This window comes from Wolbachia endosymbiont of Armadillidium arcangelii (genome assembly GCF_040207875.1).
GTDB lineage: Bacteria > Pseudomonadota > Alphaproteobacteria > Rickettsiales > Anaplasmataceae > Wolbachia.
This window is the reverse complement of sequence record NZ_CP157942.1, coordinates 624,721-651,003: the sequence shown is the minus strand read 5'-3', so window position 1 is coordinate 651,003 and position 26,283 is coordinate 624,721. Positions and strand designations below refer to the sequence as shown.

General features: G+C 33.9%; 21 protein-coding genes and 3 pseudogenes. 10 read left to right on the top strand and 14 right to left on the bottom strand.

Annotated elements, in window-relative coordinates; all coding sequences use genetic code 11:
• Positions 1 to 163 precede the first annotated feature (163 nt).
• From ABLO99_RS03230 to dnaQ, 5 genes and pseudogenes are all read left to right on the top strand, one after another.
• The gene (locus ABLO99_RS03230) at positions 164 to 487 is read left to right on the top strand and encodes a DUF721 domain-containing protein (RefSeq protein ID WP_006012687.1); all 324 of its coding nucleotides are present in this window, start codon (positions 164 to 166) and stop codon (positions 485 to 487) included.
• Positions 488 to 541: 54 nt separating this feature from the next.
• Positions 542 to 856 carry a 50S ribosomal protein L28 gene (gene rpmB, locus ABLO99_RS03225; protein WP_047758683.1) on the top strand — a complete coding sequence of 105 codons (315 nt, stop codon included), beginning with the start codon at positions 542 to 544 and terminating at the stop codon, positions 854 to 856.
• Positions 849 to 1,712, top strand: coding sequence for a lipoyl synthase (gene lipA / locus ABLO99_RS03220; RefSeq protein WP_047758682.1), 864 nt, complete (start codon positions 849 to 851; stop codon positions 1,710 to 1,712). The genes rpmB and lipA overlap by 8 nt, the downstream gene beginning before the upstream one ends.
• Before the next feature lie 98 nt (positions 1,713 to 1,810).
• Positions 1,811 to 2,254 carry a hypothetical protein gene (locus ABLO99_RS03215; protein ID WP_349968246.1) on the top strand — a complete coding sequence of 148 codons (444 nt, stop codon included), beginning with the start codon at positions 1,811 to 1,813 and terminating at the stop codon, positions 2,252 to 2,254.
• A gap of 809 nt (positions 2,255 to 3,063) precedes the next feature.
• Positions 3,064 to 3,653: pseudogene (gene dnaQ / locus ABLO99_RS03210) on the top strand (DNA polymerase III subunit epsilon); the annotation flags it as partial.
• Positions 3,654 to 4,029: 376 nt separating this feature from the next.
• Here dnaQ and ABLO99_RS03205 read toward each other — a convergent pair.
• A complete protein-coding gene (locus ABLO99_RS03205; protein ID WP_349968245.1) occupies positions 4,030 to 4,857 on the bottom strand; it encodes a hypothetical protein in 828 nt (275 codons plus the stop codon).
• A 50-nt stretch (positions 4,858 to 4,907) separates the two neighbouring features.
• On the bottom strand, positions 4,908 to 6,143 hold the full coding sequence (locus tag ABLO99_RS03200; RefSeq protein WP_349968242.1) for an ankyrin repeat domain-containing protein: 1,236 nt from the start codon (positions 6,141 to 6,143) through the stop codon (positions 4,908 to 4,910).
• A 257-nt stretch (positions 6,144 to 6,400) separates the two neighbouring features.
• Between ABLO99_RS03200 and ABLO99_RS03195 the strand changes: the two genes are divergently transcribed.
• The gene (locus tag ABLO99_RS03195) at positions 6,401 to 7,348 is read left to right on the top strand and encodes a transposase (protein ID WP_349968240.1); all 948 of its coding nucleotides are present in this window, start codon (positions 6,401 to 6,403) and stop codon (positions 7,346 to 7,348) included.
• 162 nt (positions 7,349 to 7,510) lie between these two features.
• Here the strand turns inward: ABLO99_RS03195 and ABLO99_RS03190 are convergent, their stop codons facing one another.
• The 3 genes and pseudogenes from ABLO99_RS03190 to ABLO99_RS03180 form a co-directional block, all read right to left on the bottom strand.
• On the bottom strand, positions 7,511 to 7,738 hold the full coding sequence (locus ABLO99_RS03190; protein ID WP_349968239.1) for a hypothetical protein: 228 nt from the start codon (positions 7,736 to 7,738) through the stop codon (positions 7,511 to 7,513).
• A gap of 413 nt (positions 7,739 to 8,151) precedes the next feature.
• A complete protein-coding gene (locus ABLO99_RS03185; protein WP_349968237.1) occupies positions 8,152 to 8,349 on the bottom strand; it encodes a hypothetical protein in 198 nt (65 codons plus the stop codon).
• A gap of 79 nt (positions 8,350 to 8,428) precedes the next feature.
• Positions 8,429 to 8,683 (bottom strand): annotated as a pseudogene (locus ABLO99_RS03180) (transposase); the annotation flags it as partial.
• A gap of 234 nt (positions 8,684 to 8,917) precedes the next feature.
• On the opposite strand from ABLO99_RS03180, the pseudogene ABLO99_RS03175 reads away from it, so the two are divergent.
• Positions 8,918 to 9,348: pseudogene (locus ABLO99_RS03175) on the top strand (integrase core domain-containing protein); the annotation flags it as partial.
• A gap of 24 nt (positions 9,349 to 9,372) precedes the next feature.
• Here the strand turns inward: ABLO99_RS03175 and ABLO99_RS03170 are convergent.
• Positions 9,373 to 10,083: a class II aldolase/adducin family protein gene (locus ABLO99_RS03170; RefSeq protein ID WP_047758677.1), complete on the bottom strand. Its 711-nt coding sequence runs from the start codon at positions 10,081 to 10,083 to the stop codon at positions 9,373 to 9,375.
• 243 nt (positions 10,084 to 10,326) lie between these two features.
• Between ABLO99_RS03170 and ABLO99_RS03165 the strand changes: the two genes are divergently transcribed.
• Positions 10,327 to 10,956 carry an AAA family ATPase gene (locus ABLO99_RS03165; RefSeq protein WP_349968235.1) on the top strand — a complete coding sequence of 210 codons (630 nt, stop codon included), beginning with the start codon at positions 10,327 to 10,329 and terminating at the stop codon, positions 10,954 to 10,956.
• On the opposite strand, the gene tsaB is transcribed toward ABLO99_RS03165, so the two are convergent.
• The 3 genes from tsaB to ubiG form a co-directional block, all read right to left on the bottom strand.
• On the bottom strand, positions 10,926 to 11,531 hold the full coding sequence (tsaB, locus tag ABLO99_RS03160) for a tRNA (adenosine(37)-N6)-threonylcarbamoyltransferase complex dimerization subunit type 1 TsaB (RefSeq protein ID WP_349968233.1): 606 nt from the start codon (positions 11,529 to 11,531) through the stop codon (positions 10,926 to 10,928). The two genes, ABLO99_RS03165 and tsaB, sit on opposite strands and share 31 nt — an antisense overlap.
• The gene (locus tag ABLO99_RS03155; protein WP_349968231.1) at positions 11,531 to 12,661 is read right to left on the bottom strand and encodes a cation:dicarboxylate symporter family transporter; all 1,131 of its coding nucleotides are present in this window, start codon (positions 12,659 to 12,661) and stop codon (positions 11,531 to 11,533) included. The genes tsaB and ABLO99_RS03155 overlap by 1 nt, the downstream gene beginning before the upstream one ends.
• A gap of 125 nt (positions 12,662 to 12,786) precedes the next feature.
• A complete protein-coding gene (gene ubiG / locus ABLO99_RS03150; RefSeq protein ID WP_349968229.1) occupies positions 12,787 to 13,953 on the bottom strand; it encodes a bifunctional 2-polyprenyl-6-hydroxyphenol methylase/3-demethylubiquinol 3-O-methyltransferase UbiG in 1,167 nt (388 codons plus the stop codon).
• A gap of 170 nt (positions 13,954 to 14,123) precedes the next feature.
• Between ubiG and dnaG the strand changes: the two genes are divergently transcribed.
• A complete protein-coding gene (gene dnaG / locus ABLO99_RS03145) occupies positions 14,124 to 15,875 on the top strand; it encodes a DNA primase (RefSeq protein ID WP_349968227.1) in 1,752 nt (583 codons plus the stop codon).
• Positions 15,876 to 16,194: 319 nt separating this feature from the next.
• Here dnaG and ABLO99_RS03140 read toward each other — a convergent pair whose 3' ends face one another.
• The 5 genes from ABLO99_RS03140 to ABLO99_RS03120 all read right to left on the bottom strand — a co-directional run bounded on the left by ABLO99_RS03140 (position 16,195) and on the right by ABLO99_RS03120 (position 24,908).
• Positions 16,195 to 17,064: a hypothetical protein gene (locus ABLO99_RS03140; RefSeq protein WP_349968226.1), complete on the bottom strand. Its 870-nt coding sequence runs from the start codon at positions 17,062 to 17,064 to the stop codon at positions 16,195 to 16,197.
• 139 nt (positions 17,065 to 17,203) lie between these two features.
• Complete coding sequence (locus ABLO99_RS03135) at positions 17,204 to 18,367, bottom strand: hypothetical protein (RefSeq protein WP_349968225.1); 1,164 nt, start codon at positions 18,365 to 18,367, stop codon at positions 17,204 to 17,206.
• Positions 18,368 to 18,455: 88 nt separating this feature from the next.
• Positions 18,456 to 21,647 carry a glycoside hydrolase TIM-barrel-like domain-containing protein gene (locus ABLO99_RS03130; RefSeq protein WP_349968224.1) on the bottom strand — a complete coding sequence of 1,064 codons (3,192 nt, stop codon included), beginning with the start codon at positions 21,645 to 21,647 and terminating at the stop codon, positions 18,456 to 18,458.
• 309 nt (positions 21,648 to 21,956) lie between these two features.
• Positions 21,957 to 23,291, bottom strand: coding sequence for an AAA family ATPase (locus tag ABLO99_RS03125; protein WP_349968223.1), 1,335 nt, complete (start codon positions 23,289 to 23,291; stop codon positions 21,957 to 21,959).
• 363 nt (positions 23,292 to 23,654) lie between these two features.
• Positions 23,655 to 24,908 carry an ankyrin repeat domain-containing protein gene (locus ABLO99_RS03120; protein WP_349968222.1) on the bottom strand — a complete coding sequence of 418 codons (1,254 nt, stop codon included), beginning with the start codon at positions 24,906 to 24,908 and terminating at the stop codon, positions 23,655 to 23,657.
• A 261-nt stretch (positions 24,909 to 25,169) separates the two neighbouring features.
• Between ABLO99_RS03120 and ABLO99_RS03115 the strand changes: the two genes are divergently transcribed.
• Positions 25,170 to 26,081: a hypothetical protein gene (locus ABLO99_RS03115; RefSeq protein ID WP_349968221.1), complete on the top strand. Its 912-nt coding sequence runs from the start codon at positions 25,170 to 25,172 to the stop codon at positions 26,079 to 26,081.
• Positions 26,082 to 26,283: the final 202 nt, after the last annotated feature.

Below are 26,283 nucleotides of genomic sequence, written 5' to 3'. Positions count from 1 at the left end.
TTTCTATTAGAAATACTATACTGTACAAAATTTCTGGCAAATGCTAAGTTGAAATATAAAAATACTGCTTTTTATGGCATGAAGCCAGAGGTTCGTTAAAATAATAAGTTAGTTTTTTGTATAAGAAAGTTGTAATATAATTACAATGTTAAGCGCTGGAAAGATGTTTAAATATAGCGGGCCAAAGAAATTAAAATCTATAATAGAAAACTATGCATTAAAATGCATGAAAAATAAGATTAGTAAAAATGAAATACGTCTTATTTTAAACTGGAAGAGTATAGTTGGAGAGGAATTAGCAGAATGTACAAAACCACAAAAGATCTCATACGCACAAAACGTAAATTCTGGTGTTCTGCATCTGTTAGTAACAAATGGCAGTAAAGCATTAGAAATGCAGCATATGGTTTCTCTTGTAATAGAAAAAATTACAGTGTTTTTTGGCTATAAAGCAGTATACGGTATAAAAATCAAGCAAGGGAGTTGACTATTTAACTATATAAGGTTAACCTAGTTACATAGGATAAATTGGTATATTAAAGTGAGTAGAATTTGTGAATTAACAAATAGAAAAAAGTCCTTTGGTAATAAGGTATCGCATTCAAATCGTAAAACAAAGCGTGCCTTTTTCTTAAATTTGCATCCAGTTACATTGATGAGTGATATATTAAACAAAAAGTTTAAATTTCGTATAGCAACAAGAACTTTAAGAACTATAGATTACAAAGGTGATCTTGATGCTTTCTTGCTCAATACAAAAACAATTAAACTAAGTAAAGAAGCGCAAAAGATAAAAAGAAGATTAAAGAAAGTTTTAGCAAAACAAGAGGTAGAGTTAGCTGTTTCAGATGCATAGTAAGCCTACATGGCTCAGAGCAAAAGCTCCAGCTGGTAAAGTATTCAATGAGACCTTAAACACTGTTAAGCTACATAACTTACATACGGTATGTGAAGAAGCTGCATGTCCAAATATTGGTGAATGTTGGAATAAACGTCATGCTACTGTGATGATCCTTGGTTCTGTTTGTACTCGTGCTTGTGCGTTTTGCAACGTTGCAACTGGCATTCCTGATAAGCTCGATCCTCACGAGCCAGAAAATTTAGCAAAGGCAATAAAAAAGCTAAATTTAAAGCACGTTGTCATTACCTCTGTTGACCGCGATGATTTATCAGATGGCGGTGCAAATCAGTTTATAAGGTGTATAGAGGAAATTAGAAAAATAACTTCAGAAACAACAATAGAAATTTTAACTCCAGACTTTTTAAATAAGAAAGGAGCATTTGAAGCAATTGCTGTTGCATCACCTGATGTTTATAACCACAATATCGAAACAGTACCAAGGCTGTATGCAAAAATAAGGCCAAGAGCTCGTTATTTTCATTCACTGTATTTGCTAAAGATGGTGAAACAGATCAATTCTAAGCTTTTCACGAAGTCAGGGCTTATGGTTGGTCTTGGAGAAACAAAAGAAGAAATATTTCAGGTTATGGATGATTTACGTAGCGCCGAAGTTGATTTCATTACAATTGGTCAATATTTGCAACCAACTCCAAAGCATGCAAAGATTGATAGATATGTTACCCCAGAAGAGTTTGAGCATTATAAATATATTGCTTACTCCAAAGGTTTCTTGGTAGTTGCATCGAGCCCATTAACCCGGTCATCATACCACGCTGAAGAAGATTTTAACAGGCTCAAGGCTCGTCATTAATATCTTAATTTTTTCAGAGTAAAGTTTAATATAGTAATTAATATCTTGACTTTATTTAGAATATAATTTAATATAGGTATTGATGAAGCGAAAAAGTTATGGGTGATTCTAACGAAAAAGTTGACTACACTGAGTTATCAAAATCTTCTATTTCTGACAAAATAAAGCCAAAAAAAAAGGTCACATTTTGTCAGCAAGTCCAAGTTAAAGAAATTACACTCGAAGGAAAAAAAGGAGCATGTAAACGATACAAAGAAAAGAAAGAGAAACAAAAACATGAGCTCAATAAAAAACCACAATTATGGAAGAGAGGTGCAGCAATTTTTGCTCCACCAGTAATTGGGTTACTAGTAAGTTTAGCATTAATCACAGGAAATTATTCATTCTTAACTACGGCTTTAGTTGCTGTAGCTGTTACATTAGCAATATATGGACTTGAGTATTTATTTAAACCTGAATTGCTAGAAAAGCCTGGTGAAACTTTAAAGGATTTAGTAACAGATTCTTTTGTAAAGGAAGAAAACAACTCAAGAACTGTATAACAATAAATCAGAAAAGCTTAGTGAGTTGCCCTAGGCTTAACTTTTTACTTAGCTGATCACAAAAAGTATGAATTTTACAGCACCTAAACCAGCTGTTGTGGGTGTTGAGATCTTATATAAGCAATTGACAATTACTGAGATATCAGCTAAAATATTTACGTAGTATATTAGCAGAGGGTAAGGTGAACTTTGGCGAATATGTACATGATAAAGCTTTAACAATATCAAATGTAAGTGCTAAAATTGATGTAAGGAAGCTGGTAAACTTTCTACAGAATAAAAAAGACATTAAAGAGCTTAATTTAATAAATGTAGAGGTTGATTCTAAAGATGTAAAAGAACTAGGTAAACTTACACATCTTACTTCGCTCACTCTAAGGAACAATAAACTCAGTTTCGAAGGTGCAGGATATATAGGTCAAGGCAATCTACCAAACCTTACTTTACTTGAAATAAGCAATAATCATATTGGCGATATAGGTTTTGCATTTTTAATTGGCAGCAAACGTCTTCCAAATCTTACTTTATTAAATGTAGAAAACAACAACATTGTTGGAGTGTGGCGCCACCACTATGGAGGAGATATAGCACTCAAAAATCTCACCTCACTTTATGTAGAAGGTAACGGTAAAAAATTCTTGAATGATAAAGAAGTTATCCTTGATAGTATAAAAAAAAGCGCAATAACCGAAGCGCCTGGACACTCTAGAGTAAAAGATGGTGAAGGTGCTACAAAAAAATTAGTAGCTAAAAGAAAAAAAACGATACAAGCTACCAACAGTCAGTCAAATCCTAGTAGTAGGTTAAGTATAGAACTTTCCAAACAAGATGGGCTGCGTGAAATAGTACTTGACACTGAAACTACAGGTCTTGACGTCAATAGCCATCGAATTATTGAGATAGGATGTGCGGAGTTAATTAATCGTATTCCAACAGGCAAAGTATTCCATCGATACATCAACCCAGAAAGGAGCATAGACAAAGGTGCATTTAAAGTTCATGGTATCAGCGAAGAATTTCTAAAGGATAAGCCATTATTTTCAGAGATTGCATCTAAATTTCTTAATTTTATATCTAGCGATACTTTGGTAATTCACAATGCTGTATTTGACATTAAATTTTTGAACATGGAACTTGGTAAACTGAATGCCAAATTAATCTCTTCAGACAGAGTGTTAGATACATTACCGCTTTTGCAAGAAATAAATTTGGACCACCTGCTTCTTTAAGTGCATTGTGTGAGCGTTTTGGTATATCACTAGAGAGTAGGGAGTTACATGGAGCGCTAATTGACGCTGAGTTGCTAGCAAAAGTATATGTTGAGCGATTACAAACTCCTTTGGATCGATGTCAGCATGCAGTACGTAACTTATCTCTTAGAGAACACTTGCCAAGTAATTAAGAAGTTAGTAAGCAGTTAGATGAGATTAACGTATCTGTTCATGAGGGAGTAGTAGATAGAAGATTGTAAAAAGGCCTTTTGCTTTCAGTAGCAAAATTACTCTCTCAAGGGATGTATTTTCTAGCTTTAAAAACGCGAATCTCAATATCTGTATCCGTTCAGCAGAATGGCAAAATAAGATAGTATAAAATAGAGTAAAAGTGCATTTACAACAATGACCAGCCCTTCTGTAGTCCCATTGAAAACGTTGCTTTTAGTATCTATGATGAGGTTGCTTGTGAGCAATTTGAATCTCAGTGTCAAGCGCTGGAATGACACCATTTTTGCTTCGATATTTACACATTAGCCATACATCTGAACAGATACCAATATCTTATCTTGAATTACTTAACTGTTGGTTCAAGCTTAAATTCTTATCATGGGATGTATTTGCATCTTTTAATACTGTAAGTGGTTTATCTAGGCTATGTTCCACTTTTGTCTCAAAATTAAATCCTAAATTCCCACAAAATTCTTGGAAATGCTCAATAGTAATGTCAAAAAAATTTCTACCACTTGCTTTATAATTTTTCAGCTCTTTCGGAATAGTAAGAGATACTTTACCATCTTCATATGTTACATTTCGACCTTTACATTTCAGTTTAAATTCTATTGAACTGTGAAAACCTGGTGTTTTGATATCATTAACAAGGTCACTGCTGCGTACCTTTATACATTCCATGCTAAAACTGAGTTTTAGACAATTGGAGTTATGACAATCCATACTATAAGTTATCATCACGTCAGAATCTAACATAAGCAAGCCAAGTGAAGAAAGAGCCTTTAATATATGAAGAAACAGAAAATGATTATACCCTTCTTGATGATAGCTAGTTATCAATTCTTCCATAATAGAGTCACTCGGAACTGTTGCACCAGCATGTATAAATATTTCCATAAAAACTAATTTAAGAAATAAACGATAATCCCTTTTTCTTTTTTCATTCCCTAAAATGAGATCTTTATGTTTTGAATACAGCTCCTCGATAAGCTCATTGGCTATTTTATATTTGTTAATAGTAAGGTTGTGCGATCTACCAAGGTCAATATATGTGTTGTAACCAGAGTTCCAACAATCTGATTTTATTGGCACAGATTTTAAATCAGCATACTTGAGCTTTTCTACTTCAGATTTTAATGTATTAACTATTTTTTTTGCCATATCACAATTTTATATTATATACATATTCTTAGTTCAACCATAAGTAAAGGTTATGCTTCAAAGGTTTGCAATTTGTTACTTATTTTTTGTTCAGTATTAGGCTTCAAAACCATATATGTAGCTCCACCAATTGCTAACGCAGATATTGTAATTGCAGCAACTGCTCCCACTATAGGCAGAAATCCAACTGTAAATACTGTTGCAAAGAGCGTTGCCGCTACAGTTGCACCAAGTGCTGCTGTTGATCCACCACTAACAATACCCCACTTGGTCGCATCATATTCTTGTTGTTTTATTTCTGCAACCCTAAAAATCTGTACCAAATTTTCGTCTGCAGCTAACTCTCTTGGAGTTTTACCATCAATATCCTTCGATAAAGGACTTTTCCCTTTTTTCAGTAAAGATTCTACTATTTCTGTACAGTCGTAAATAGCAGCTAGGTGTAAGGAAGTACTACCTTTTAGTAACTTGTGCGTCTTGCTTTCTACTACACATCTCACTAAATGCTCTACGACTTCTTTCATTCTTGGCTCTTCTTCCATTAGGCACTTAACTATTTTTGTGTGATTGTTATAGAAAGCAATATTTAAAGGAGTATCTCCGTTCTTATTTACTGCACTCAGATCTGATCCTTTTTCCACCAGAAGTTTTACTATGTCTGTATGACCATTGGAAGCAGCCAAATGTAGGAGAGTATCTCCGTTCTTATTTACCGCACTCAGATCTGATCCTTTTTCCATTAGAAGTTTTACTGTGTCTGTATGACCATTGGAAGCAGCTAGGTGCAGGGAAGTATTTCCTTCTTCATTCACTACACTCAGGTCTGGTTCTTTTTCCACTAGAAGTTTTACTGTGTCTGTATGACCATTGGAAGCAGCTAGGTGCAGGAGAGTATTTTTGTTTTGATCTCTTATATCAATACTTGCTCCTTCTTCTAACAGCAATTTTGTAATATTTGTATCTCCAAAACTCGCAGCAAAATGTAGTAATGTAAATTCTTTTGAACTATCTTTAAAAACATAATTTATATCGAACCCGCATTTTTTCCACTGATCATATTCATGCATCATGTGTTTTATACTATGACGTTCCTGCTCTAATTTTTTGAGCTCTTCCTCGTATTTCTTGAATTCTACATCAAATTTTACTTTACTATATTCCAGATCATTATTATGTTTTCTATATTCCCAGTCGTAATCAGGTGTGTCACACTTCAATTCATTATTAGGCCTATTATTGTTATATAATTCCTTTAATAATTCATCATCAGACTTATGTTTTAACAAATTTATCTTTCTATTATAATCATTACTTAATGACTGTTGTAAGTTGGAAATATGATATAAAAGAAGCAAGAAGGAAGGTAGCTCTATAAAAAAATATAGTTATCAAAGGCTTGAGCGACCGTAAGACGGTAGTATTACACATACGTAGATATCAAGGTACTCAAGCCTATCCTTCGAGACGTTTGAATAGTTGTTTGGGACATACATATGCACCCGTTTACAATCTTAAATTTTAACTTAAACTCTCGAGGTTCTTTATGGTTATATCTTATCAAAATTTTATTGGCATTGATATCGGAAAACTTGAATTTGTCATTGTAGTGAATGAACAAAAAAGTGTTATCAAGTTTGACAATAGTTGTTCTGGCTGGAAACAATTTTACCAAAAATTTTCAAATATCTTACCCAATTCCATGATAATTTTAGAAGCTACAGGAGGCTATGAGCTTGGCTTATTGTATTTTCTTATTGACAGAAACATTGCTGTGCATCGTGCTAATACTCGTCAAGTTAAAAACTTCATTCTATCTCATGGAACTTTGGCAAAGACTGACAATCTGGATGCAAAAGCGCTTGCCCAATATGGTGTTGAGCGTTGTGGACGTCTGCAGCTATTTACACCTATCTCAAAAGAACAAACCACCTTATTTACACTTTGTCAGCGTCGTGATGATATTACGAAAATGCTTGTTCAAGAAAAAAATAGGCTTAAAACTCCTGGAAATGATTACATTAAGGAAAGTTGTCAACAAACTATTGAATTCCTCAATAATCAGGTAGAAAAGCTTGATCAAGCTATACAAAAAATAGTCAATGAAAACCCTGAACTGAACCGATACCAGAAGATTCTTGAAACAGTTCCTGGAATAGGTAGAAAAACCTCTCAATGTTTATTGTGCCTTATACCGGAACTTGGTTCCTTAAACAAAAGGCAAGTTGCAAGCCTTGCAGGTGTTGCACCTCATCCTAAGGAAAGTGGTAAAGCTATTGGTTACCGAAGGATTATAGGTGGAAGAAGTAACGTTCGTTCAAAGCTTTTCACAGCTGCTATGGCTGCTAGAAACTCCAAGTCAGAACTTGCTGCTTTTTATTGTAAGCTTATTGATAGTGGTAAAAGAAAGATGGTAGCACTCACTGCACTTATGCGTAAAATTATAGTCATCGCCAATGCCAGACTTAAAGAAGCAATTAATTTGCATGTTTAGAAATTTACATGGCAATAATTAAAATTAGTTAATGAATATGTGCGTCCACACACACACTAAACGCACATATTCATTGGCTTAAGCAAGGTAGTAGCTGTTTGATATAAAATTCTATTCTTATACGACAAAACGGGGTTTTATTGCCCATATGAAGTTGCAAAATTACACAAATAAAAAATTTTTAAACATAGTTGATATCTCTCTATTGTAGTCGTAATTCAGTAGCTGCATTTTATGTTGAATAGATTCACGGCATTCACTAATTTCATTTGACCTTCTTGAACTATATTCTTGTAATTCATCTGCTATTACTGTAGCTATATCGTTGCTGTATATATTTGAGTTACGCTCTAACTCCTGTAATATCACTTCAAATTCACTTTCTATCACACCATACCTCACAGTTAAAACTCATACTTAAATCCTACATATATTTAACGAAAATGCAATGATTTTAATATTGAACAATCAAGCTAGTGGGCTTCTATAAAAATTTTTAATTTACTTTCTTAAAGAATGAATGTGTATATGTTTTTAGTAAAGCTATAGAAGGGCAAATTTCAATATCTTATCTTGAATTGTTTATTTTAAACTTTAAGATCAAGACCTTCATTTTCGTGTTATCCAATCGTAAGTCACTGCTTTAATGCAAAATCTTTTTCTTAGCTGCATTTCGAAGAACACATCCCCTACTCCGCACTGTTTGATGATAGAAAGTTCCAAAAATCTACTATAAACCTTTTATTTCAATGATAGCTTTTTCATTGCTGTCTGATCTACTTCTGCTTCTTCCAATCTACTTTCTATGTGGTATAAGTCTTTTCCTTTTGTCCAAGATAAATAGCCCATCTTTGGGGGAGCATAATTACCATTATTATAGCCAAAAGAGAATAATCGGCATTTGCCTTTGCTTTCTCACCAATTAACTGCTTCTTAATAGTCATTACTACGCTCTCTTGAGCTAAATTAAATTTACCAACAATGTAGTGAAAATTTTTCATATTATATAGCTCTTGTATTCCATTATTTTAAAAGCTTGTAAGACAATCTTTCAAATTTCTCTTCTTATACCAATTCTCATTATTGGCCAGTCAAATAGGAGAGTTGTTTAATTGTGGAGCTGGCAAGAGAAGTAATAAATTTGCACAAAGCACCCTCAAGCAGAGCAATTGTATCGTATATTTTATTGCGCAAAATGTTCTGTTTTATATATAGTCAAAGCCTCTCAACAGCAGGTGAGTATGGAGGTAGGTATATAATGTTGATATTTTTAGGTATCTTTAAATTTTTTGACTTATGCCAACTAGCACAATCCATGATAAGAAATGCCTCCCTTCTCAACAGTATAGGCTGAAACGCGTCAAGTTAAGAGAATACACCCAATATAGCAACCGTTTAAGGTTTATTTGTTATATTTATTTTTTAAGAAATCTTGATCTAAAAAGATAATTTTTTTTTAAAGAGTCTATAAATTACTAATTTTATCGTTTAATGTCTAAAATAATTTTTACCGCTTCTCTTCTTTCTTATGCCACTTTTCCTTAACTTGACGCCTATGGTTTATTTAACACTCCCATAACAGCTGCAGATCTTCTTAATGACAGGGTCGTACCATTTTTTGATGAACAGATTGCTACGCGTTTTGACTGACCGTGGTACAGAGTATTGTGGCAGACCTATACTATATTTGGGAGTTGAAAATATTAACCATTCTAGAACTAACTCCACAGATCAATGGCATATGTGAAAGGTTTCATAGAAGATGAATGCTACAATATTATCTTCAGGAAGAAAATTTATACCCCTTTGGCAGAACTTCAGCTAGATGTGGATCAATTGGATGCATTCTTACAATAGATCTCGACCACATTCGGGTAAATATTGCTATGCAAACGTTTTTTGATAGCATGCATGTTGCTTTTCAGAAAAATATTAGTAGCATTAAACAAAATGCTGATATTAATTTTCAATTTTTCTGTCAGTTAATTCTTGTCTGTTAGACTAAGTCTAAACTATTACACCTCTTATAACTTACCTTTAATCAGCCTAACCCATGCGTGCCAATCCCTCTCACCAAGATTGCTTTCGAAAGACAAAAGATCCTTTACAGCTTTTGAGCAAATTTCTTCACTTGGAATTGACAACTCCCTATTCATTGCTAGCGTCAAGCATTGAGTTTTGCAAGCCTGTTCTAAGTGATATGTGTAAAACATTGCTTCTTGTATAGTCCGACCACATGTTATAGATCCGTGATTGCGCATTAACATCACAAAATTTTCTTTAAAGTCAGCTATTAATCTCTTTCCTTCCGCATCATCAAGTGCAAGGGAATTATAATCATGGTAAGATACCTTATTATAAAAGTGTAGTGCCCACTGACTTGTTGGAAGTAGTCCATCCTTGAGAGAAGAAACTGCTACAATAGAAGGTGTATGCAGGTGAAAAACTGCTTGAATATCTTGCCTTGCTTGATAAATAAAGCCATGGATTACATAGCCAGTTTTATTATATTGATATTCTTTACCTTCGATTATATTTCCATCAAAAGATACTTTCATTAGTGAACTTTCATCCACTTCGTCAAAACGTATACCAAACGGATAAACATAAAATGACTTTTTATCTTCAGAACGTACGGAGAGATGAGTATATGTATGATCATCTAGTTTAAGGTAAGACAAGATCTGATAGGCATCGACTAGGCCTCTTTTCAACTCACTATTTGTTAACAACATAACCACTGACTAAGATTTTCTAAAGATTTATACATGAAAAAAAGTTTGTTATAAAATAAAAAGTAAGCCTACGTCTAAATACTAAGCACTCTTGCACTATCACTTGTCTTAAGTGATTAGAGTTTATGTTTTTAGATTACATAATATTTTAACTATAAAAACGACTTTTTATGTAATATTTCATATGTTTTAAAGCTTTATTTTTATGTTATTATAAATGTAGGTTTTAACATTAAAAATAATATGGTAAATATTCACATAAAAAAGCAGCTAATAAAGTTCTTCATATATATCACTGGTCTTTCAGGAAGTGGTAAACTTTCCACAGCAGTAACATTATCCAGTACGATAAATGCAGTAATTGTAAATAGTCACTTTTATAACAACACTCAAATTTACCCAATATACAATGACGCCTTTGAGCATAATCAAACTCCCAAAGAAGTTCAAGATAAAATATATAACACTGTACACGTTATGCTTCGGGCAATAGAAGCCTATCCAATTGACTCAAAAAATTATATATTTATTGATGAGTTAATGAAAAATAATGATTACAACGTAAAAATTTATAACTCAGTAGTAGAGCTTAGTAAAAAAATGGGCACAAAAATCCTTCCTATAGTACTTAGATGTAATCCATTGACATTACAAGAGCGTAATGCATTAAAAAAGCAAAGAAAAAATAGAAAGGTTATTAATATAAATAGTATTAAATTTAGGGTAGAAGATTTATTTGTACCACCGAATGCTATAGAGATAGAAAATTCAAATATGAGCATAAAAGAAGTAGCCGAAGAAGTAATAAGTCATATGTACAGACTTGGCCAAATTTACAGCTTTTACACAAAAGACGACAATTTCATATACTGAGGCTCATTTAAATATAGAGCTTCGACTCCATTTAATTTTTGTTTATTTTCTAGTCTATAACAGACTAATAATCCTGCATGGCTAGCATCTAACTTTGGTAAACTGCAATCCATATATGTAATGCAGTCCGTTTCAGACTGGAGTTCACTTACTACAGCTGGATTTGATAGCGGTGACAAATTGAAATCAAATAACTGCGTATAAAACCTTTGATCATCTTCAATTATAGCTTTAATATTTTTTTTGCTATTTGCACAAAGCAACGATATTGCATATGCTTGAATCTCCAGCGCACTAACTCCGTATAATGGCTTATTTGCAGCAAGGTTTATACCTTGTGCTGCTGATATACCAACTCTAATTCCAGTGAAACTTCCTGGTCCAACTACTACCGCTAAATGATCTATTTTATCATAATTATAATTGTGCTTATCAAACAAAGTATTCAGAATTTGAAAAAATGATTCTGCATGGTTGTTGCTGGCGGAATTGCGCTCTATAAAACAATTACCATCATAATCAACTATTGCTATTGAACTACCAGTAACCACAGTGTCAATCGCTAAAATGGACATTACTTAAGTTTATCATAGAGTTTTGTAAACATCATAGTAAATGCACCATTACCCATAACATTTGCTGAAGTTATTATTGGATCAAACACTATATACAATGCTGTGATTAATGAAAGCATCTCCGGAGAGAATTTAAGATACTTCTCAAGAATAGGTAGCATTACCATAATCCCTCCCGCTGGAATTGCAACGATAGCAAATTTAAATAACAAAAAGTAGAAAAGGAAAGTTACATAGTCTGTTGTGCACAATGAATAACCGGAGGCAGTTATCATTGATAGTATTATGATAAAAAAACAATCACCTACTAAATGAAAGCTAGCAGTTATTGGCACAACAGACGATGCTATGTCAGGTTGCTTTACATTTTTTTTGCTTCCTTCAAGAGTAAGCAGCATAGTTGCATTACTAGACATTGTGCTCATTGCAGTAATAAATGCCGGTATCATATTGCCCATGCTAGCTATCCAGCTTGTGATCTTGAATGAATTTGCTGCTCCATATAAGAGAAAAACATAAAGGTAGGTTACAGATGCTATAATAATGAAAATTATTGAGTAATCCTTAAATATTATAGATAAAACCTGATCATGTTGCATTTTTAAAGCAAGCCCAAGTACAAATATTGGAATAATCGGCGTCAAAAATGTCTTCAAAATGAAAAGAGTTAAGTCTGATATTTTGCTCGAGAGCTCTTTGCTTTTCTTGGGTAAAAGTGTGGACACTACTATGCTGGACATAAATCCACAAGCAAGGGCATAAAAATTAGAAAGCAATGCAGGCAGCCTAAACGACCATAAAGGAACAATTGTTTCTTCATACGTTATATCTTGTGTTGAATAAGTGTTTTGTATGATAAAATGCCCAACAGAATAAGCTATTAAACTTGAAGCCAGATTCGACAAGAAAATCGTTATAATAAGTAACAATATAAACTTTATAGCCGACTGCTTAAAATTGTTAACACTGCTAAAGATTAATGCAAAAACAATAAAAGGCATTATAAATAGCAAAACCTCTTTTATACTAAGGCTCATTGAATACAAGAAGGCTTTCACTTCCATTGGAACCAAACAACCAAAGAGTGCAACTGAAGTAATAACAGCAAGTAAGATGAATAGTTGTAACATATTCTAATATAGCAATATCCTATGGACATACATATGGTAAATTAGCTGCTAAGTAAAGTAAAACTGCCTAAAATATTTGCATTACTTTCTTCCATCCTTAGTGCTTGAATGAAATCAAAATTATTTTAAATTATAACGTTTCCACAAAGTATATAATTGACATCCACACCTTTGGCTAAGTTCCATTCACGCTTTATTACGTTATACTCCATACCAGCCATGTTTTGCAGCGTAACATTGTTTTCTCTTAGGTAATTTGCAATTTCTGACGGCTTGAGAAATTTGTTCCAGTTATGAGTACCCTTAGGCAGCCAGTTTAATATGTACTCTGCGCCGACTATTGCAAGACAGAAGGATTTAATAGTTCTATTTATTGTCGATATAAAAATTAGCCCTTCTGGCTTCAACAGTGCTATTGCTCTTTTCATGAAAAACTCTAAATTATCGACATGTTCAACCACTTCCATCAACAAAACCACGTCGTACTTCTTGTCATTGCTTAGCTCTTCAATGCTAGTGTGTGTATATTCTATATTTAATCCTACTTTCTTTGCGTGTGACTGTGCTACTTTTATGTTTTCCTCACATACATCTATTCCTGCAACGTCAATGCCAATACGCGCCATTGACTCTGACAAAATGCCACCACCACACCCAACATCAAGTAATGATAGTTCTTTTAAATCGCATTTTTTTAACTCTTTTATTTTCTCAATAATGTATGATACTCTCACAGGATTCATCATGTGCAAAGGCCTGAATTTGCCATTTTCATTCCACCATTCACCTGCTATTTTAGCGAATTTTGATATTTCATCTTCGTTATAAGTTTGTGTTTTTTTTTTCTTACTGATATTGCTAAGCTTATCAAGGCGTTTTTTATGCCTACCTTCTTTTGAAAATTCTGTTTCGAGGAATTTTTTTACTATATCTTTTGCTAATTCACTTGCAGTAAATCCTGCACCAAGACACAGTACATTTGCGTTGCCATGCTCGCGAGCTAATTTTGCGATCTCAACACTACTACATAAAGCGGCGTAGATTCCTTCAAAACGATTTGCTACGGTACTCATACCAAGGCCCGTACCGCAAATTAATATCCCGTAATTTGCTTTTTTATTTGTTATATCTTCTACAATTTTGACAGCATAGTCTGGATAATCTACACTCTTTTGCTCAGCAGTGCAGCCACAATCTACCACTGCATAACCCAGGGTTTCTAGGTAAGACTTTATCTCTGATTTTAATTCATAACCGACATGGTCCGAGGCAATCGATATTACATCTGACATATAAGAAACTATGACTTCAAGGCATCTAACATGGATAATTTATTTTGGGTTTTTTGTCAAGCAGTCTAGTACTCCTGATCTTTTTAAAGCTTCGAAACTTGAAATAAATTTCGAGTCAGGACAGCATAAATTCTATATAATTTTTATCCTACCACTACTAATTCGGTAAAATGGATCATATAGATATTATAAAGTCAAAATTATTGTTGTCCGACATAGTAGGCAAAAAAGTCAGGCTAATAAAAAGAGGAGATAGTTTTGTTGGGCTCTGTCCATTTCATAACGAAAAAACCCCATCTTTTTCGGTGAGCAATACTAAAGGGTTATATTACTGTTTCGGTTGCTCAGCTCATGGTGATGCGTTTGAATTTATTTCACAAACTGAGGGCTTAAGTTTTAAGGAAGCGTTGGAAAAGTTGGCGTCTATTGCAGGTGTTGAGTTACCCCAAAACCTCAGCGTTGCTAAAGAAAGCGACAAATTATTTTCAACGCTGAATTTAGCTGCAAATTGGTTTGCACAAAAAAATCAGGGCGTTGTAGATTATTTAAAGCAGCGCAAGATTTTACCTAAAATCATAGATAAATTTAAGATAGGTTATGCACCAAGCTCTGGTTTGAGAGAATATTTGAACTCTTTCGGTATTGAAGACAAAATTTTAGCTAATATTGGGTTGATAAATAAAAATTTTCGTGATTATTTCTATGATCGACTCATGTTTCCTATACAGAGCATTGCAGGAAAAGTTGTTGGTTTTGGTGGACGTGCGCTGAGTCCTGAGCAACAACCAAAATATTTAAACAGTCCAGAGAGTCAGCTCTTCAAAAAGAGAGAGAATTTATACGGGCTAAACCTTGCCTTAAGCGAAATACGCAAAAAACAACACATATTTGTTGTTGAAGGGTATATGGATGTGATAGCACTACATCAAGCGGGAATTAGCAATACAGTTGCTCCGCTTGGCACTGCAATTTCTGCAGAGCAGATAAAAAATCTTTGGAAATTTGCTAAAGAAATTTCCATCTGTATGGATGGCGATAGTGCCGGACGTCATGCTGCTATCCGAGTTGCAGAACTTGCTCTGCCGATACTGGAGCCTGGATACACATTAAAGTTTGTGACTTTGCCGAGTAATAAAGATCCATACGATATATGTAACGAACTGGCATACAAAAAAGAAGACGTGTTGACTGCTCTTGACCATTCAACAAAACTGCATTCTGAATATTTATGGCATCACATAATCGATAGCAACTTGCAAAATTATGAAAAACTTGCTCCGGAAAAATATTCAATTCTTGAGCACAAGTTCATGGAATATGTAAATACTATTAGCAACAGCAGTATTAGAAGGTATTATAGAGATTATTTTTACAATAAGGCTAGTGAACTAAGAAGTAGCTTCAAAAAACAGATTTTTAATAGTAAAACTAGAGTAACAAAAGGTGAGTATCTTCATAACAAATCTCCAGAGTTGATTGAAGCAGAGCAAAATCAGACTATAATCCTGCGTATAGTAATAGACTTCCCTGAACTTTTAAATCGTCCTATACTTTTTGAGCAATTCTCCCATTTTGAATTTACTAATATAGAAATGAAAAGATTACAACAGCGTATAATTGATGTAACAAATAACGGAAGCGAACTCAGTAAAAAAATTTTATCACAAAAATTAGAACAACTTAACGTCACAAAGTTTATACTTGAAAAAACTAATGTACTGAGCAGCCAATTAAACGAGAGAAAATCTGCAGAAATTGTATGGAATAACATAGTATTACTCAAAGAATTAAATGTATTACAAAAGGAAAAAATCAAAGCAAGGTTGAGCGGTAATTTAGATTTAGAGGAAAAATTGATAGAGCAAATAAAACAAATAGAAAGTAGTATACAAGAAATGCAAATGGAGTTTATTCACAAGTAAGTTGCTATATTATACGATATGTTTCCCTCTTGTCATTCCAATCTCCTATGATTATTGTCAATAAGAAATTTCATGTTTTGTAAAATTAAAGGGAACGTTCAAAAAAGCATACGAGTCAAGTTAAGAGAATACGCCCAATATAGCAACCATTTAAGGTTTATTTGTTATATTTATTTTTTAAGAAATCTTGATCTAAAGTAAGATAATTTTTTACATCGCCAACCATCTCAATACATTAATGCTCACACTATAATAAAACCTTAGTAAAAAGATTCAACCAAGATCTTTTCGCTTCTGTATTACCTAAAAGAAGATAATTTTACTGTGCTTTGGGCTTTAATCCATTAACGGCATATACATCTGGCTCATCTATCGCCTTCAGTGGCTTGCCAAGTTTGTGCTCTATCTTTATATTACACTCAGAATTATACTCTACTTTTGTATCAAACTTAAAGCCCAATTTCTCGCAGAGCTTTTTCCAATACTCAACAATCTTATTAATAACATCAGCAAGCTTATCGAGCAGACTGTCATCACCAGCTTTGTAATCTTCTAACTCTTTAGGGATTGTAAGTAGCACTTTACCATCTTCATATGTCACATTTCCATCCTTAAATTGCAGTTGAAACTCTGCTGAACAGGATAAATTGCATTTTATCCTTAGATGATCATGATCATCATAGACATATTTAGTTCTGTAGCTAAAACTGCATTCTAAACAATCAGGTTTATTACAATCAACAACAATTCCTCGTTCACTTTCATTGCCTAGCATCAACAAACCAAACGGGGTAAGAGCACTCTGCCGCTGATAAGACAAATAACTAGTATATCCTGCCTGATTATAATTAGTTATCAACTCTTCAATAATAGAGTTATTGGGAATTGATGCACCAACATGTTCGAACATTTCTACGAAAATTTGTTTGAGAAATGGACGATAGTTGTTCTGTCCATTTTCACCTTCGAGAATCATATTCTTATGTTTTGAGCATAGTTCGTTGATAAACTTATTAGTTATTACCTGCCCATTAATAGTAAGGTTATGTTCTCTTTTAAGATCAACATATGTTAAATGACCAGAACTAATGCTATCCTTGTTTCTTGTTTTTTTTGTTGCAGCTTTTAAATCAGTATACTTAAACTTCTTCGTTTGAGTCTTTAGTGCATTAACCATTTCTTTTGACATATTATACCATCTATTATTTATATTAATATTAGCACATACTCTATTAATTGTCAATTTTTAGAACTCTTGCCTCCGTCATAAGTTAAAGTTTTGCTTTAAAGAACTTTCTATTTTTAATATAGAAAGTTCTTAATAACTGTTATGCAAGCGATAGCTTTTCCATTGCCATCTGGTCTACTTTTGCTTCTTCTAGCTTGTTATCTACCTGCTGACAGTATAAACTCTCACCCTTCATCCAGGATAAATCACTACCTGCTAAACTCATAGCATAGTTACCATTGTTCCTTCCAAAAGCAAATGACTCCCATTTGCTAGCTTCTTCACCAATCAGTCCTTTGTTAACTGCCTTCTGAGTGTATATGTGACCTAAGTTAAAACCTGTTGAAGAATAACCAAAATATGATGAATTAAGATATTGAAAATCCTGTGGTTGCATATCATACAATGCTGCAATCCCTCTATTTTCAAGATCATTTACGTATCTGCTTATATTTTCTTTGGTTGTTTTTATCTCTCCCTCAATTATTTCTATTTGTTCCTCTGCAATTTCTTTCTTTTCCGTTAGCTTAGCAAATTCTTTATCCAGTAGTTCGTCCATTAACAATGGTAAACGTTCTTTTATATCAATGCACATTTCTTTTTGGCTTAATATTTTATCTTTATACTCAGATAAAATACCAATTGCTATGCTTATATCGCTTATCGCAATTAGATCATTATTTAAAATTGTGTTAACAATCTTTCCACTATTATCAGCAAATACTATGACATTTCCTAACAAAATTCCCTCAGGAATTGTTATATCCTTCCCTATATGAGTGTCAATGGCTTCTAAAGAATCAAAGTCTATATATATTCCACCCTCATGTTCCGTAAACTGCTTCAGTAGAGCTAGAGCAATTAATCTAAAAGTATCTATTTCAATGGCAAAATACATTCTTTGCTCTTCTTGCATATTGTACATGTCTCTAAAGAAGTCTTTTATACTAATATCTTTGCCATCTATTTTCCAATCTTGATCTATTTCACTCCAGTCATATTGGTGTAAATCTACAACGTGTACTCCTTTAATTCCTTTCAGTTCACGGTTTAAACTATCTATTTGATTTTCTTCGAACCCAGGACTGTTGATAACCAAATATATGTCCCGCTCCTCTTTATTTGTTAATTTATGATTTTTAATTATTTCTAAATAATCAAGGGTACTATTTTTACCATTCGGTAAAGATGCACCACGTACTCTTGGCACCCATGTTAGTATTATTGGTGCTTCATTTGATAATTCTTTTATATTATTAGCCATAATTTTACCTTACTATATTCCTATATTAATAGTATAGTAAATTTTTTAATAAAATGCAAATCAATATTAAGGTCTTACTTATACTCTCTTAGTTTACAATTTTTGTTTCCGTATTATCCAATGAATTGCCATAAGTAACTGCTTTAAGATAAAACTTTTTTCCCCTTTGCACTTCAAAAGAAATTATTGAATCATCAAGTAGAATGAATTTTTCACCTGCAGTGTGCTCATGTTTCTTAGTGCCTTCTTGCCCTCTAATTAGGTTACTAAGCTTATATTTATTCTTATCTATAAGCTTGGCACTTTCGAACTTTATTACCTCTTTGCCAACTAGTGCTAACACAGTTGGACTAATGACATTCAGCTCACCAAAGCGTAATACCACTACAATTTCGTCATCGGTAGATTCCATTACATGTCCGTAAGTAGATTGTTTGTTTGCGCTTGCGATAGGCTTATAATCTTTATCATTGTACGAAATAAAGAGCGTTGCTCCTTTCCAATTCTCTTCTTCGCTAATTAAAGTAAAATTTGCGATATTGTCTTTAACATACGGTAAATATATCATTTCTATGATAGTTTTACTGATATGAGAAGGAGGATATTCTTTGAGCATAAGTGATCTTGTTGAAGGAAAAGAGAGCTTGTATATAGAGCTGTCGTAACCAACAGCAATGATTTGAATAGCCATGCTTTCAAATTTCGTCTTTACAATTCTTACTGTATGCTTTTTCTTACCATCTGAAATTGTTATTACATCGCTTGGCGCAAGCCACGCATATTTTATCGGCAGCTTAAAATTGTATATATTTCTCTCTTGCCATGAAGAATAAAGTAAAACTTCAGCTATATTTTGCGCTTCCCCCTCCTCCATAATGAGCGGTATTTCAACCGTTGCAGCATTGCCCTGCCTTGGCAGCTCAGCATATTTAACATCAATTGGATAACCAAAGTTGCGGTTAAAATAAACGATGTTAATCCTATTGTTTAAATCTAATTGACTAAGCTGTATCAGCCTGGGATTGTGATTGAAAACAGTTTCTTCAACTGATATCTCAGTTGTAACTCCCCTGCCCTTTTGAATAAATTTTAGTTTAGAATTCTGTTCAACAACATCAAAAAAATAGCAACTTTGTAGCATTTTAATAATTGAACGTACAGGTTGTTGATCGTTTATTACATACCCAGACAACAATCCTTTGACATCACTTGTATCAAACTGATCGCTTTTTAAGCCTGCCTTTTGCAATAGATCAGACAAAATATCGGAAATATTAAGCTGTGAAATTTTTCCCTCAGTCCAATGCCCGGTCTGCCAGTTATGGCAGTCAGCCCACACATCACACAAGTTGGGAAAATATGGAAATGGCCTTGCATCCCATACCCAGAGAAACATTTTTTCCACCATTTCTGAATTTCGCCACTTTTTTAGTGTGCCTTCAATTGCAATTTTTTGTGAAAGAAAGCTCACCTCTCCGTTTGAATATCGTGGATATTTGCTCTCTATGCTGCCTTTATCAACAAATACGTTTGGCTCATTAGTGCAACCATTCATACTGGGGAATCCATACTCAGTAAACCATATTTTTTTCATCTTTGGTTGCCATTTTGTTTTACTGCCATCTGGGTTTACATGAGCTTCATTCCACCATTTTTCTATGTTTTTCCATGCGTATCTGCTGTCATTATACTTTATTTTCTCAGGTTCATTCTTTGAGTAATCATAGAAATAGTCATACCCCACTCCACTGCTCCAACCATCGATTACATCTTCCGCAGAATAGCCAAAAGGAGGCTCTTCGCCATCGGTAAGTGGAAAATAAGCATCGATGCCAACAACGTCGATGAATTCCGAAGACCAAAGTTCATCCATATTATACCAACCATCATATGAATGATACTCGCTCCAATCGGCAGCGTAAGTTACAGTTACTTCTTTCCCAAGCTGAAGTTTTATTCGCTTTGCAAGTTTGACCAGCTCTGCCACTATAGGATAATTACCTTGAGCATCTTTTACTTTTGTAAGCTGAGCAAACTCAGAACCAATGATAAACCCTTCTACTTTAGTCCTTTTGGCAATGATCGCATAATGTTCTATGAATTTATTGTACTGATTCTCAAAAAAATCACTTATATCTTCAGGGGGCCCGCTCAATTTTCCTCGCCACTCTTTGTTTTCTGTGTCAAGCAAGAACATTGGGTAGAGCATTACCTTATAACCTCTGCTATGCAGCTCTTCTATATATCTTATTAGCGCTGCATCACTAACTGTGCCGCCATATCTTGGATTGCCATTGTCATCCCTTGAAATAAGCTGCGCATTACCTCTGGTAATATTTCCCACTTGCCAATCATCAGGCACTATCGCAGAATCATCTTGAAATTCAACTGCAGGATATATTTTACAATCTTTGATATTTAAACTACTTGCAAACCAATTAACCACTACCGATGCCCATTCAACATTCGGCAAACCTTCTTTCAATTGATCCAAAGAAAGCATTGCATCGCTCTTTTTCGTGTGATTATTGTGATTTACTCTTTGTGCAAGTCCGTATGGAATATATTGGCTACTGCTTATTTTTTCTCGCGCAATTTTCTTCTGTATTTTCGTATCATACACAAATTCACCTGAACCTGGTATAATATTGATATTCGCAATATTTTTCGCCACTGAAAACCCACCGGGCTTCAGTGCAGCTTGCACTTCAAATGTAAAAACTGGAACACGATTGTTATAGTCTGCTAGAGGAAAATTTTTGATGACTATATAAGATATCCCTCTGTAGGCTGGTATATCATCTTCGATTGATGACATAAACGGATCAGGGTTTTGGTCTTCTTTGCCGTGGTAAAAAGTATAATCTATTTCATCAAAACTAAGCGATTTTGTATTCGCCCAGATTCGATTTAATTTTTCCACTTCCCCTTTACAGATTGCAATTGCAAGCGTTGCATAGTAGTTGTACGCAACATTTATACCCCTTCCAACTTTGGTGGTTATTGATTCTTCTTTGATTGGCTGTGACCAAATAATGTTCCCTGCAACACGAGAAGTACCATAGATAATTGGAATTGCTTTGCCGTAGGTTGAGGTTTGGACTTGCAGATTCTTTAGTCTCGCCCCATGTGTCACCTTTTGTTCGACATCAAGACCAAATATTGCATTACCCAGCTGTGCACCAAGCAGAGCACCGAGTTCTGAGCCGACAATCTGGCCAATTGGACCAAAAATACTGCCGGCTTTACCTAAAATTGATGATAAAACTATTGTAGACATAATAATCCTCCTTTTTGATAGATTGTTTTGAATTTTTGAAAGAAGATCCCAGACTGGGATGAAATTGGGACCTACTATATAGTAGTGTCATGCGACTGGTATCCAGGAAAAAAAGGATGTCATCCGAGTAGCCCTTTTCCTGTCATCCCAGTGTTTGTGACACTGGGATCCAGCCTTTCTTACCAACAAAAAACTTGGTATAACTTGCGTGCTCAAAAAATTCCTGGATTCCAGTATCAAGCACTGGAATGACATGATTCGAATTGTGTCACTTGCATGGCGTCATCCCAGACTGTGTAGTAATTCTCTTTATTCCCCGATTTGCCGCTTACTTTCTCGAGAAGATACATCACTCAATAAAGAGCTTACTGATGAACTTCTAGATAAGCTTCCAGATGATAGACTTATATCCTTGTTTTTAGTTTTTCCGTTACTATGTTTCTTATCTAGCTCATCTTTTATGTTATGCTCCTTTTTGAAATCTTTACAGAAAGTGCGAAGATATTTTATTTTGCCTTCCTTTTCTGTAGTTTCGTTTATTTTATTGATTAAGCAAATCAGATTTGCCATTGCGAATCCCTTACTAGCCTGTACAAGAATTTTCATATCGCTATCTTTTAATTTTTCGAGCCATTCTTGTAATATTTTTTGACGCGTATCGTCTTTATCCAGCCCAGGAACCTCAATACACTCCAAACGACCACCCCTAATAAGCGCAGGATCTAAATGATTCTTATGATTAGTTGCAGCAACTACCGTTATATTTTTTGAGGATAAAAACTCTCGATCCAATTTAGTGAGTAAATGAGTTAAAGGTCCTGCATTTTCAATGGAAGTGCGCTTTTTGCTAATGCCGTCAATCTCATCTATAAAAATTATACACGGACTGTTTGCCTCTGCTTTCTCAAAAACCTGATCTATATTTGATTGATTAGACAAGCAAGATGCAGAAACAGACATAAACGCAAACAGAGATTTAGTTTGATTTGCAATTGCCTTACTAATACTAGTCTTACCAGTTCCTGGTGGACCGTACAAGAGATATCCTCTGCCTTGTAACTTATAAATCCCTTTCAATTTTTCTTTTATGTCATTTGGCAATATAATATCACTAAATGTTGTATTCCACCCTCTTTCTTCACCTTTTGCATAAAATTCCATACTCAACTTTTCTTCTACTTCATCTATTGCAGTACTATTAATTAACTGTGCAGAAAGGTCACCAACCACTTTTTCTAACCCCTCCACTTTATCTTTCGTTACAAAACTATCTGAAATTCTCTCGACTTTTTTTTCTAGATCACTAAGCTTCTTTTTATTTTCTTTAGCCTCTTCATTCTCTAATTCTTCTTTAATTGGAGTTAGCTTATTTTCTTCTTTACTTGACTCTTTATTTAGCTCTTTGACTTCAGCTTTCGAGTTTTCTTGAGATTTTTTACTTTGTTTAATCATTTTATATGAAAACACAATTACTACTGCAGAAAGCGCAAATAAAATAAAAATAACAGGGGGAGCTATATTTAAAGCTGCAACTGAAGATAAAAATGCAACGTAAGGAGCTACAGCAAAAACTCCAGATGTAATTAATATAAGAGAAGCAATAGCACCAGCTATAAGAAAAGGCATATTAGTTCTACTAAACATATTCTAGCTTATAATTTATAAACAATAGACTTAAAGAGTACAAGCTTTTTATAGTAAAGTAAGACTAACTAAAGAGATAACTCAAGGTGTCCTTAATCAATCTATAATTGAGGTATTATGCGGTATCAAGAGATATCAGATGGTATGTACGACGTTGTATTTTGAATTCAGTGTTCTTTTTTCCTTCATCCCAGTGTCACGCACTGGGATGACAAAAAAAGCACCCTGGAATGACAGATATTATAATAAGAAACTCAATAACTTAAAATAGATAATTGAAGCTTTGAATTAAGAAAAATACATCACTAAATTATGTAGATATAGTTATTATAAGCAACACTGAAAAAGTGCGGAAGTGAAAATTTACAAAAGAGCATTATGTATATACACTTCTTGTAGATCTACATTTTGCCACTCTCCTAAGCTTTGCCGCCCTTCCATTACGTTTTGTCGCTCTTTTATTTCTTTTATCTCAGCATTAAGTTTCGATATTGCATATTTAGCGTAACCAGATGCTAATGCTGTTGTTACAAACGTAGCTATTGCTGTCGCAACAGATGTTAATGTACTTTCCACTGTCTCGGTTACCAAAAGCGTCGCTGATACAACACTCCCTAACACTACAACTGAACTACTAACAATTATACTATCTCCAACTACCTTACTTTTCAAAAACCATTTTATATCCTCTACCGTATCTTCCTGATGATTTATAATGGCATAATAGAAAGGAGTCTTCTGCTGCTCATCTTTTTCATAAACATTTGCACCTTGAGCTAATAGAGCATTTACTATCTCTACATAGCCATTTGTAGCAGCATAATGTAAAGGAATTCTCTGCAAACTATCTTTTTCATGAACACTTGCGCCTTTCGCTAATAGAGCATCTACTGTCTCTACACAGTTATTTACAGTAGCATAATGCAAAGGAGTACAAATATTTCCATCTTTTACATTAACATCCGCACCTCTTTTTAGTAGAACATGTATTACCTCTACGAGGTCATACACAGTAGCATAATGCAAGGGAGTCTGACCATTGCTATCTTTTACATTAATATCTGCACCTTTATTTAGTAGAGCATTTACTGCATCTACAAATCCATTACGAACGGCATGATGCAAAGCAGTCCCCTTATTTTCATCTTCTACATTAACATCCGCACCTTTTTCTAGTAGAGCATTTACTACATCTATGAAGTTATATATAGTAGCATAATGCAAAGGAGTCTTACCACTTCTATCTTTTACATTAATATCTGCACCTCTATTTAGTAGAGCATTTACTGCACCTACACATCTACTACAAACGGCATGATGCAAAGCAGTCTCCTTATTTTCATCTTCTACATTAACGTCCGCATGCCTATCTAATAAAACATTCACTAAATCCTTATAGCCAGCTGCAGCAGCTACAATTAACAATGTAAATTCGGCATCAGGATCACTTTGGGTAAATATATGATTTACACTAAAATTTTTATTTTCCCACTCTTGATACGTGTTTGCATCTTCCCTTTGTAATGCTTCTTTTATTTTATTAATTACGTTATCTTTATTTACACCTGCATCCTTATCAATTGCACTTAATATTTTTCTAAAATTTTTAAAGTTCATTGTTACCTCATATAACCTTATGACGCAGTTACTACACAATTACACACAAAAGTAAATATATTTTTAGGAGTGATTGAGAAAAGATTATAACCAAACTATAGGATAATTTGCAGTAAATAATTGATGTATTTAATTGAGAAAAATATGTGATGTAACTATAGTCATTATAGACAACAATAGAAAAACATGGAAGTAAAAAATTTATGTTGACTTTCTAATATCAATTCTTAACATAATACTAGAATAAAAATGGTAGTAAAAATGAAATTTGAGTTTTCATCAAAAGAAAATAGAGAAAGGGTTTTCTCTGGTATACAATCGATTGCTAGTGCTGGCACAAACTATCTTACATCACTGAATGGTAAATCAACTAGTTCTGGAAAAAAGTTAATCAATGCTTTTTTGCTTATTCCAGTCATTGTACCAACTGCTATAACAGTAGCATGGGCAGTGTGTACCTATCTTTTTTGGAATGCTGTTGATACTCAAGAAAACGATTCTAAATTATCTAAAGTAGCAAAAGGCGTAGCTAGAATCTTAATCTGTACAGCTGCAGCAGCGATTTTAATTTCATGCATTATATTAAATCTAATAACTTCACTGATACCACTTCTGATTTTTCGAGCTATCAATAAAGATATATTTAGTCAAAAAGACATAGAAAAAGGTGAAGCTCAAACAGTAAATAAAATTGAGATAAATAGTGGCGAAAAATACAATACGTGTGTTAAAGAAGCAGTTAATAAGCTAGGGCAACAGGATCAACCACTAATGAGAAGTGATAATCAACCAAATATAGAAGTAATATCTCGAGTAGTGGAAGGTAAGCAAGCTATAGACCAGACTATCACGGCAAAAAACATAAACAATAATGGTATACGAGATGGTAAAGCAATGATACGAACAGTTGGAAATGACTGTAGTGTAAGCATGCAAGGAATCATGATTGGAGATCTTTGTGATCTACAAAAAAGTTTTGCTGCTGGTTTCAAATTTCAATGCGATCTTCTTCCAAACAATGGTTTAGATTTGCAATTTGGCATGAGCGTGCGTACAGAAAATACTCAACAAGAAGCAAAACAAGCACTAATGCAAAGTGACTTACGCACTTTGCTCTCTGACAATCATGAAATATTGTCTATAGAGCATCCTGGTAGCTCACAACACAAGTAGTAATTTTTCCCGATTTGAGAATTATTGTCTGTGGTACGACTATATGAACGCGTTGTAGCACAGACGTTGTGTAAGTGAAACCAGTGTCAGCTACTTGAGAGGATACCAATTTAAAAAGGAAAACTTACAGAAATTAACTCAAGCTTTTAATAAAAAAATGCATCTATAGCAATTATGAGAAAGAATGAGAAAGCACGGGGAT